Consider the following 6,936-nt stretch of genomic DNA (forward strand, 5'->3'; position numbering starts at 1 on the left):
ACGCCATCGAAATGAGGGGTCCCTCTTGGACGCCGATCACCCCGCTAAGGGGGTCCCTTTTGCACGCCGATACACAGGCCCGCCCCGCCGGTCGCAACGCGACCATCGAACGCGCTGCGCACGCCCGGCGGCTGGTCGACTATCTTCGCTCGCCCGAGAAGGAGAGCGCCGAAAAGGTCTACATGGTCGCGTATATGCTGGAGCAGAAGCTCAGCCAGACCGCAGGTGAACGGCTGTTCCATATCGGCGCGCGCGGGTTCGTCAGCACGACCATCGAGGGGCAGCGTGCCGAGATGATCGCGATCGCGCAGATGGCGAAGCGCAGCCCCAACCCTGTCGACCACTGGATCCTGAGCTGGCCGGAAGGCGAGCTGCCGGAGCCCGATCAGATCGACGAGGTTGTCGCCATGTTCGTCGAGCACCTCGGGGTCGATGAGCAACCGTGCATCTATGCGGTCCATGGCGATACCCACAACCGGCACCTCCACATCGCGCTGAACCGCTACGACCCTCTCGAGCGGCGGATGGTAGAGATCAATGACGGGTTCAACCTGGAGGCCGCCCATCAGGCGGTCGCGATCATTGTCGACCATTTCGACTGGAGACCCGAGCCCGATGCCCGCTACGAGGTCGTGGGTGACCGGGTTCTGCTAACGTCAAGCGCGCAGGCCCGCATCACTGAGGGCCGTGAGCCGATTGGGCAGAAGGCGGCGGCCTATGAGAACCGCACCGGCTACCGCTCGGCGCAGCGGATCGCGCAGGACGAGGCCGTGCCGATCATCGCCGGGGCCAGGTCGTGGGGCGAGTTGCACGCCAGGCTAGCCAAGGCCGGCATGACCTACACGCCGAAGGGGACGAACGGCGTCCTCATCGAGATTGGCGATGACAAGGTGAAGGCGTCGAGCGTGAACCGGGCGATCACCAGGGCCCGGCTGGAGAAGCGGTTGGGTGCGTTCGAGCCGCCCGAAGCGACGCTCTCGCCGTCGCCACGGGCTCCGGAGCTCGACCGCTTCCCCGACGCGTTCCGGGCCGACGAACATCGTGCCGAGTGTGATCATTGGCGGCGGAGAAATAAGCCTGGGAAGACGCCCGCATTGAAATCGGCTGATGAACCGGCCCGATCCGACACGATTGCTGAGGCGCGCGCCGCCGCCCGGGCGCGCGAAGATAGAGCGTCGGCTAAACCCGGTCGACCCGGACAGCCACCGCCCAACCTAGAGAGCTGGTACTATTGGCGGAACGAGGGGCTGTTTGCTGAACGGTGGCGCAATCGCGGGCGGCTCACGCCCTTTCCTGCGCTTGTTGGCACTCCCCGAGCTGACGTGGAGCCAGCGTCTTCAATCGATAGCTACTACGGCTACCGCTGCGCCGAAGGGATGAGATATGCTCGGGGGCCGCGCGCGCCGACGGAGTTCATCGATCGAGGTGCTCGTGTCGAGGTCGTCCTGAGCAGCGACGAGACGCTGATGGCGGCACTAAAGCTTGCCGCGCACAAGTTCGGCGGAAAGACGACATTCCAGGGCAGCCCCGAGATGCGCTTGCGGGTATTCGCGCTGGCAGAGGCCAGCGGGCTTGCCGACCTCCTGACCGGCTCCGCGTCTGAAGCTGAATGCTCGACGGTAACGCTCGATCAGCCACTCGTGGAGATTGCGCCGCCCCGCCAGTCTCAGCAACGGCGCGAGGTCGTGCCGGTCGACGGTGGTCAGTCCGACAATCTGGAAAACGCCGGATCTTCATCCGTGCTTGTGGCCGATCCGGTCACGCCCATCCCGCCTCAGCCGGACGGCATAGAACACAATCGTATAGCGACTTCTGCCAAGTCATCAGACTTGCCGGGTAACGAGGCTGTGCCCGCCATGCCCGCCAACGATGCGAAACTGCGAGCCAACGAGGAAGAACATGGCCGTCAACGAAGCAACGCCCGTCGATCCGGTCGAACAACCCTACATAAGCTGGCTCGTCCTCGACCTCGGGGACTCGTTCCCATCGGAGAAGTGGCCGGCCTGCGCTCGTTGCCGACAATCGGTGTGGATGATCGACGGCGAAAGCCCGCTAGCGTGGTGCAGCGTCTTCTCCGGGATAACGTTCGGGGGAGGGCGGAACGTGAAGAGGTGCGAGGCTCAGGAAGCATAGATGCTTCGGCCGATGAGGACGCACCAGCTACGCAGCCCGCTCCAATCGCGCCGATCTCGCAGCCGCTCCCGGTGAACACCGCCCTCAGCAGCCAACCAGAAGATCTTCCGGTTGTGCAACCAAAACTGACGAGGTCGCTTGCCAAAGGGCCGAACGACGTGAACTCACTGCCGAACATACGCCCACCTGATCGAGGCATTTCGCGCGACTGAACACCTGTGGGTTGTCGTGTGCGATCATCTTCGAAACGGGCTCCTCGGTTGCTTTCAGCTGTCTGGAAGGAGCTTCAGGTCGGCTTCCGTCGGCGGTCCCGGCCCGCGCCGCTCCAGCGTGTCCAACGCATGCTGGAGCCGCGCTGCGGCAAGTTACTCGTCGGCGCGGTCCAGCAACGCGAGCGCCATCCTCATCAGGTTGTTGGCAACCTGTCGCGCATGATCGGGGTCGGTGGCAGCTGACGAGCCCTGGGTCATTTTGCCGGCTGCCAGTCGTCGCTGGTCTTCGTCAGCGTGGCGGTCGCCTCCTTCGGCTCCGTCATTGGCACGCGCAGGTTTGGTGGCACTATCGCCGAGATGTCAGCAGCGCTGTAACGGTAGGTGACTTGGGTGACCGTCCGCCCTAGCATTTCGGCGGGTTCCGTCCAGCGGACGACCTGATCGACCCGGCCCCGGCCCAAGCATAGTCCCGGGTAGGGCTGGGGACGGTGGTTGGCGTTCTCGCGTTCCACCGCCCGAAACACCGCCTTGCCCGCGGCCGTTGGTGCGTAGACGACAAGCGCCGTGGGCGCGAGCGCCTCAGCATAGTGTTGGCTCCGCGCGGGGACGGTGGTCGTGGTGCGGGTGAGCAGACCGTCATGCGCCGCGCCATCTAGCATCGTCCGAATCGCGGCATCGCGATCTCCGATGCCCGAACGAGCCGATGGGTCGGCTCGCAACATCAGCGGCAGAACCGGCCCGTCGGCGCCCTGTTGAGGCGAGGTGGTCATCCAGTCCGCGTCGATCGTGTGGCAGAACCGGTCGGCAACCAGCGGCTCCAATGCACGGGTGAAATTCTGCTCGTTCGCAGCTTTCGGGTTCGAGCAACCGGCCAAGAACCCCGGCATGACGAAGCTCAGCGCCATTGCTGCGACGACTGGATGATGCACGTCCCGGCTCACGAGAGCGACTGCCCGATCGTGCGCAGCATCCAGCGCCCATCCTGCTGCTGCACTTCGAACGTCTGACCCTTGGCCTCGTTCGAGTCCGCGGCGATGTAGTAGGCCCGGAACCGGAGCGCGTTGGCAGCGGGCATCGACCAGTCGGCGATCCGCACCACGTCGAGGCAATGCGTCTTGTCGTGGTATTGGAGGTTGCCCATTGGCACGAGCTCGCCAGAGAACGGCTCGTGGTAAGTGTAAGGCACGAGCGCATCCCGGTTGAGCGCGTTCCAGGCGTCCGACATCCGGGCGCACGCGCCGGTCGCGATCAGCCTGTGGATCAGCGGCTGCGCCCCTGCGCGGGCAGCAGCCACGCCTCGCTCCTGAAGGGGTGTCGCCAGCAGTCGGTCGATGGCGGCGCCTTGCTCGGGCGAGATCGTCGCCAGCGCCGCTGGTGGGGCAGTGGTCGGTGTGCCGGCCTGGGTGTTCGATCCCTTCGGCTTGGTAATCTTCTGGAGCAGCTTATCGAGCATGGTCTGGGCCGGCGCGGGCGCGGCAACCATGGCTGCTCCGGTCGCGGCGAGGATGTAGGTAACGGCTTGACGCATGGGTTTCTCCTTGATGGTCAGCGGAGGGTGAGGCTGAGATAGCCGGCGGTGTCGGCGGCACCGGCCGCGTGGCCGGCATCGAAGGCTCGGGCGACGCCGAGCCGTAGCGAGGCTGTGCGCGACAGCACCGCCGACCAGCCTGCCTCCACGTCCAGCTCGCGTGCGGACGGGGCGAGGTCGAGGGTGCGCTGCTCCGTCGCGAGCGCGCCGGTGACGAGGTCGTAGGCTAGAGGCACCTCGAGCGTGGCGCGCGCGTGCTGGACGCGCAACGGTGAGGACAGACCGAGGTCGAGTAGCCCGCCGAGCGTCGGGCGGCTCGCCTTCAGGCCGAACGCTGTGCTGGTGATCGGACCCGCGAACCGGAGCCGCTCGCCGCCCTTTACGTGAGTCAGCGCCAGCGTGGCACGTGCGCCAAGTCGCCAGCTGCCAAGCTCATGGGCGGCGGTAAGCGTCGCAACCCACGTGCGGGCATCCCGCGGGTCCGCGTTGCCGCCTGCCGTCATACCCAGCACTCGGCCGAGTTCGACCAGCTCCGTCAGCTCCAGTCCGATGCCGACCGGCGTGCGCACGCCGAGCGTGGTGACGTCAGTCGCACGATCGCGTGAGCGGCCGGACAAGAAGGAAGCGGTCCAGCCCGACCCGCTCCACACCGCGGAGCTGCCGACGGGCGTGCCAACCACTCCGCGTAGGGGCGAACCGGTGAGGCCGCGGCTACCCGCGACCGTGACGTTGGCGGCGAGTGTGACGTTCTGCCCGGCGGCGGGCGAGAACGACAGCGCCGCGGGCTGTTGTCCCTCAACCTGCTGCCACGGTCCGACTGACGCAGACGGAGCGAAGTTTGCGTGGACGACGCCGTACCCGTAATCCGCACCGTTCGCTGCTCGGCTCCATAGCGGCACGTTGGCTGGCAACAGGCCGCCTGCGAGCAGGCCCGAGCCGCGAACCTGAACTGCGGACGCGCCCGCCATGCGGTAGTCGCGCCCGTAGCGATCGACCACCGTCATCGACGACAGCTCGCCGGCCAGCGCCTGCGCCGTGGCCGAACCGCCGAAGGGCGCCGATACGATGATCGACGAGTAACTCGCCAGCACCTGCTCGGCGGCCGCGAACCCTGAAGCAGGAGCCTGCGCCTGCAGCGCGCGCTCGAGGTTGAGCAGCCCGGCGCCATATTGCTGGTCGGCGCCGGGTGTGCCCAGGTCGGTCGCGGTGTCGAGCAGGATGCGGCTGATCGCGCGTCCGCCCAGCTGCGGCCAGTATTGCTTGAGCAGCGCGGCTGCACCCGCAATGGCGGGAGCCGCGTAGCTGTTGCCGGTGACGGTGACCGGCTGGCCGTCCTTGCCTACCGCCTGCACCTGCACGGCAACCACCGCGAGCGTGCGGTCGGCAAGGTCGCCGGGCAGGCCGTTGCCCGAAGGCGCGCTGAGGTCGGGGTTGACCCGGATGCCGAACAGGAAGGAGCTGCGGTTCTCGCCGCCTGCGCCCACCAGATCGCGGGTGATGGTGCCGGAAGCAGCGCTCTGGTCCCCGACATCGTTCGAGACCGACTGCACCAGCAGCCGGTCCTGGCGGTTGACTTGGTCCATCGCTGCACGGAGATCGACGGCGGTCTGGCCGCCGACCGAGCCGTTGCCGCTGAACGACATAACGAACGCGCCGCGGTCGACCGCATAGCCGATGGCGGATGCGACCTGCCGCGGGTCGGGCTGGTCGCTCTCCCGGATGGGTGATGCCGCGGTGACCCCGGTCAGGTCGGGAGCGGACACCTTCAGCGCGAGCAGCGTCGCTTCGGGTGCTACGCCGTGCATGCCGGTCCCGTCGCGGGCGGCGACGGCAATCGACGCGGTCTCGGTGCCGTGGCCGACTACGTCGTCGAGGCCGAACCGCACCGTCTCGGGCGCGCAGGTGCCGCAGCGCGCAATCGTGGCATCGAAGCTACGGCTGTCGGGCGAGAGACGGCCGGCGAACTCGGCGCTGGTCGTGTTCACCCCGGTGTCGATGACGGCCACCGTCATGCCACGGCCGGTCATGCCCTTGGCGTAGGCTGCCTCGGCTTTGATGCTGGTTGCCGCTCTGCTCGCCTGGTCCTCGGCGCTGGCCGTCGGCGTGGGAGTTGGAGCAGGCGTTGGTGCGGGCGTGGGCGTGGGCGTGGGCGTCGGCGTAGTCGTGCCGGAGGTCGGTGGTGCGGCCGTGCCGGACGAGTTCACACCACTCCCGCCGCCACACGCGGCGAGCAGCAGCAACGCGCTTAGCACCGGCGTTGCCTGCAACAGCGACCGTCGCCGGTCGCGGCCTACCCTGTCGAACATACCCCCGCACGCCCCCTGTCGGGCGGCGCGTCGGGCTCCAGCCGGCGGCACCGCCATCGTGTTCACGAGGCGGCGCCGGCCCGAAAAGCCGGAGATTCAGAACCTGCAACGAGACAGGCGCGAGCGTCTTTAGCTCCGAGGAGCCTGGACATGCACGCCCGCTCCCCGGCCAAAACAGAGTTCGACCGGGCATACGGCTGTCGTTGCGAGGTTCTGACGCCTCGGTCCGCCTGCTGGCGAACAGCGTGACTCTAGCCGGGGTCGGTTAACAAGCAAGACCCGACCTGCGCGTTGCCGCGCCTGCCGCCGTCGACGGCGCAAAGAACGGGGGGAACGCCTTTCGGCTGAGCCGGAAGGTGAAAACGACCCTGGTGGAGCCCGCGAGCAGCCCGCGGCCCGCCTGAACACAAGAAGACCCACATGGAAGACGAGACCCGCGAGGCGGCCGCAATTGTGGTCGCGCTGATGCTGGCGCGCATGGCCGGCTTGCGCTTCGAACGCGATCCGGGCGCACCCGTCATGCCGCTGCGCCACTATCTACACGCGCAAGCAGCAAGCCTGCTGCTGTTGCCCGCCGTGGCGACGCCCTGCCGCGAGCTGGTGAACGAGGCGGTGCTCGCGCACGACGCCGACGCGCTGATCGTGCGCGCGGCTACGCGCAGCGCCGCCGACCTGTCGTTCGGGGTGGTGCTGCGCGGGCAGCAGATGTTCCGCGCGGCGCCGCTGCGGCTGTGGTTGGGCGCAGGCGCGGCCGCGC

5 protein-coding genes are annotated in these 6,936 nt (G+C 67.7%); 2 read left to right on the forward strand and 3 right to left on the reverse strand.

The genetic code is table 11. The features are described from left to right. Nucleotides 1-59 precede the first annotated feature (59 nt). Nucleotides 60-2,345 (forward strand): relaxase/mobilization nuclease domain-containing protein, encoded by a 2,286-nt coding sequence (locus HUU95_RS04950; protein WP_174279097.1) that lies wholly within the window; start codon nt 60-62, stop codon nt 2,343-2,345. A gap of 254 nt (nt 2,346-2,599) precedes the next feature. On the opposite strand, the gene HUU95_RS04955 is transcribed toward HUU95_RS04950, so the two are convergent. From HUU95_RS04955 to HUU95_RS04965, 3 genes are read right to left on the reverse strand one after another with little or no spacing between them, the layout of a single operon-like run. Next, nucleotides 2,600-3,250 (reverse strand): hypothetical protein, encoded by a 651-nt coding sequence (locus HUU95_RS04955; RefSeq protein ID WP_174279098.1) that lies wholly within the window; start codon nt 3,248-3,250, stop codon nt 2,600-2,602. Between the two features lie 32 nt (nt 3,251-3,282). Beyond that, a complete protein-coding gene (locus HUU95_RS04960) occupies nt 3,283-3,873 on the reverse strand; it encodes a hypothetical protein (protein WP_174279099.1) in 591 nt (196 codons plus the stop codon). 17 nt (nt 3,874-3,890) lie between these two features. Further along, entirely contained in the window at nt 3,891-6,113 is a 2,223-nt protein-coding gene (locus HUU95_RS04965) for a S8 family serine peptidase (RefSeq protein ID WP_254602627.1), read from the reverse strand. A gap of 486 nt (nt 6,114-6,599) precedes the next feature. On the opposite strand from HUU95_RS04965, the gene HUU95_RS04970 reads away from it, so the two are divergent. Then, nucleotides 6,600-6,936 (forward strand): hypothetical protein (locus tag HUU95_RS04970; RefSeq protein ID WP_174279100.1); only part of this gene is annotated, 337 nt, incomplete at its 3' end.

Source organism: Sphingomonas bacterium, from assembly GCF_903643065.1.
Lineage (GTDB): Bacteria > Pseudomonadota > Alphaproteobacteria > Sphingomonadales > Sphingomonadaceae > Sphingomonas.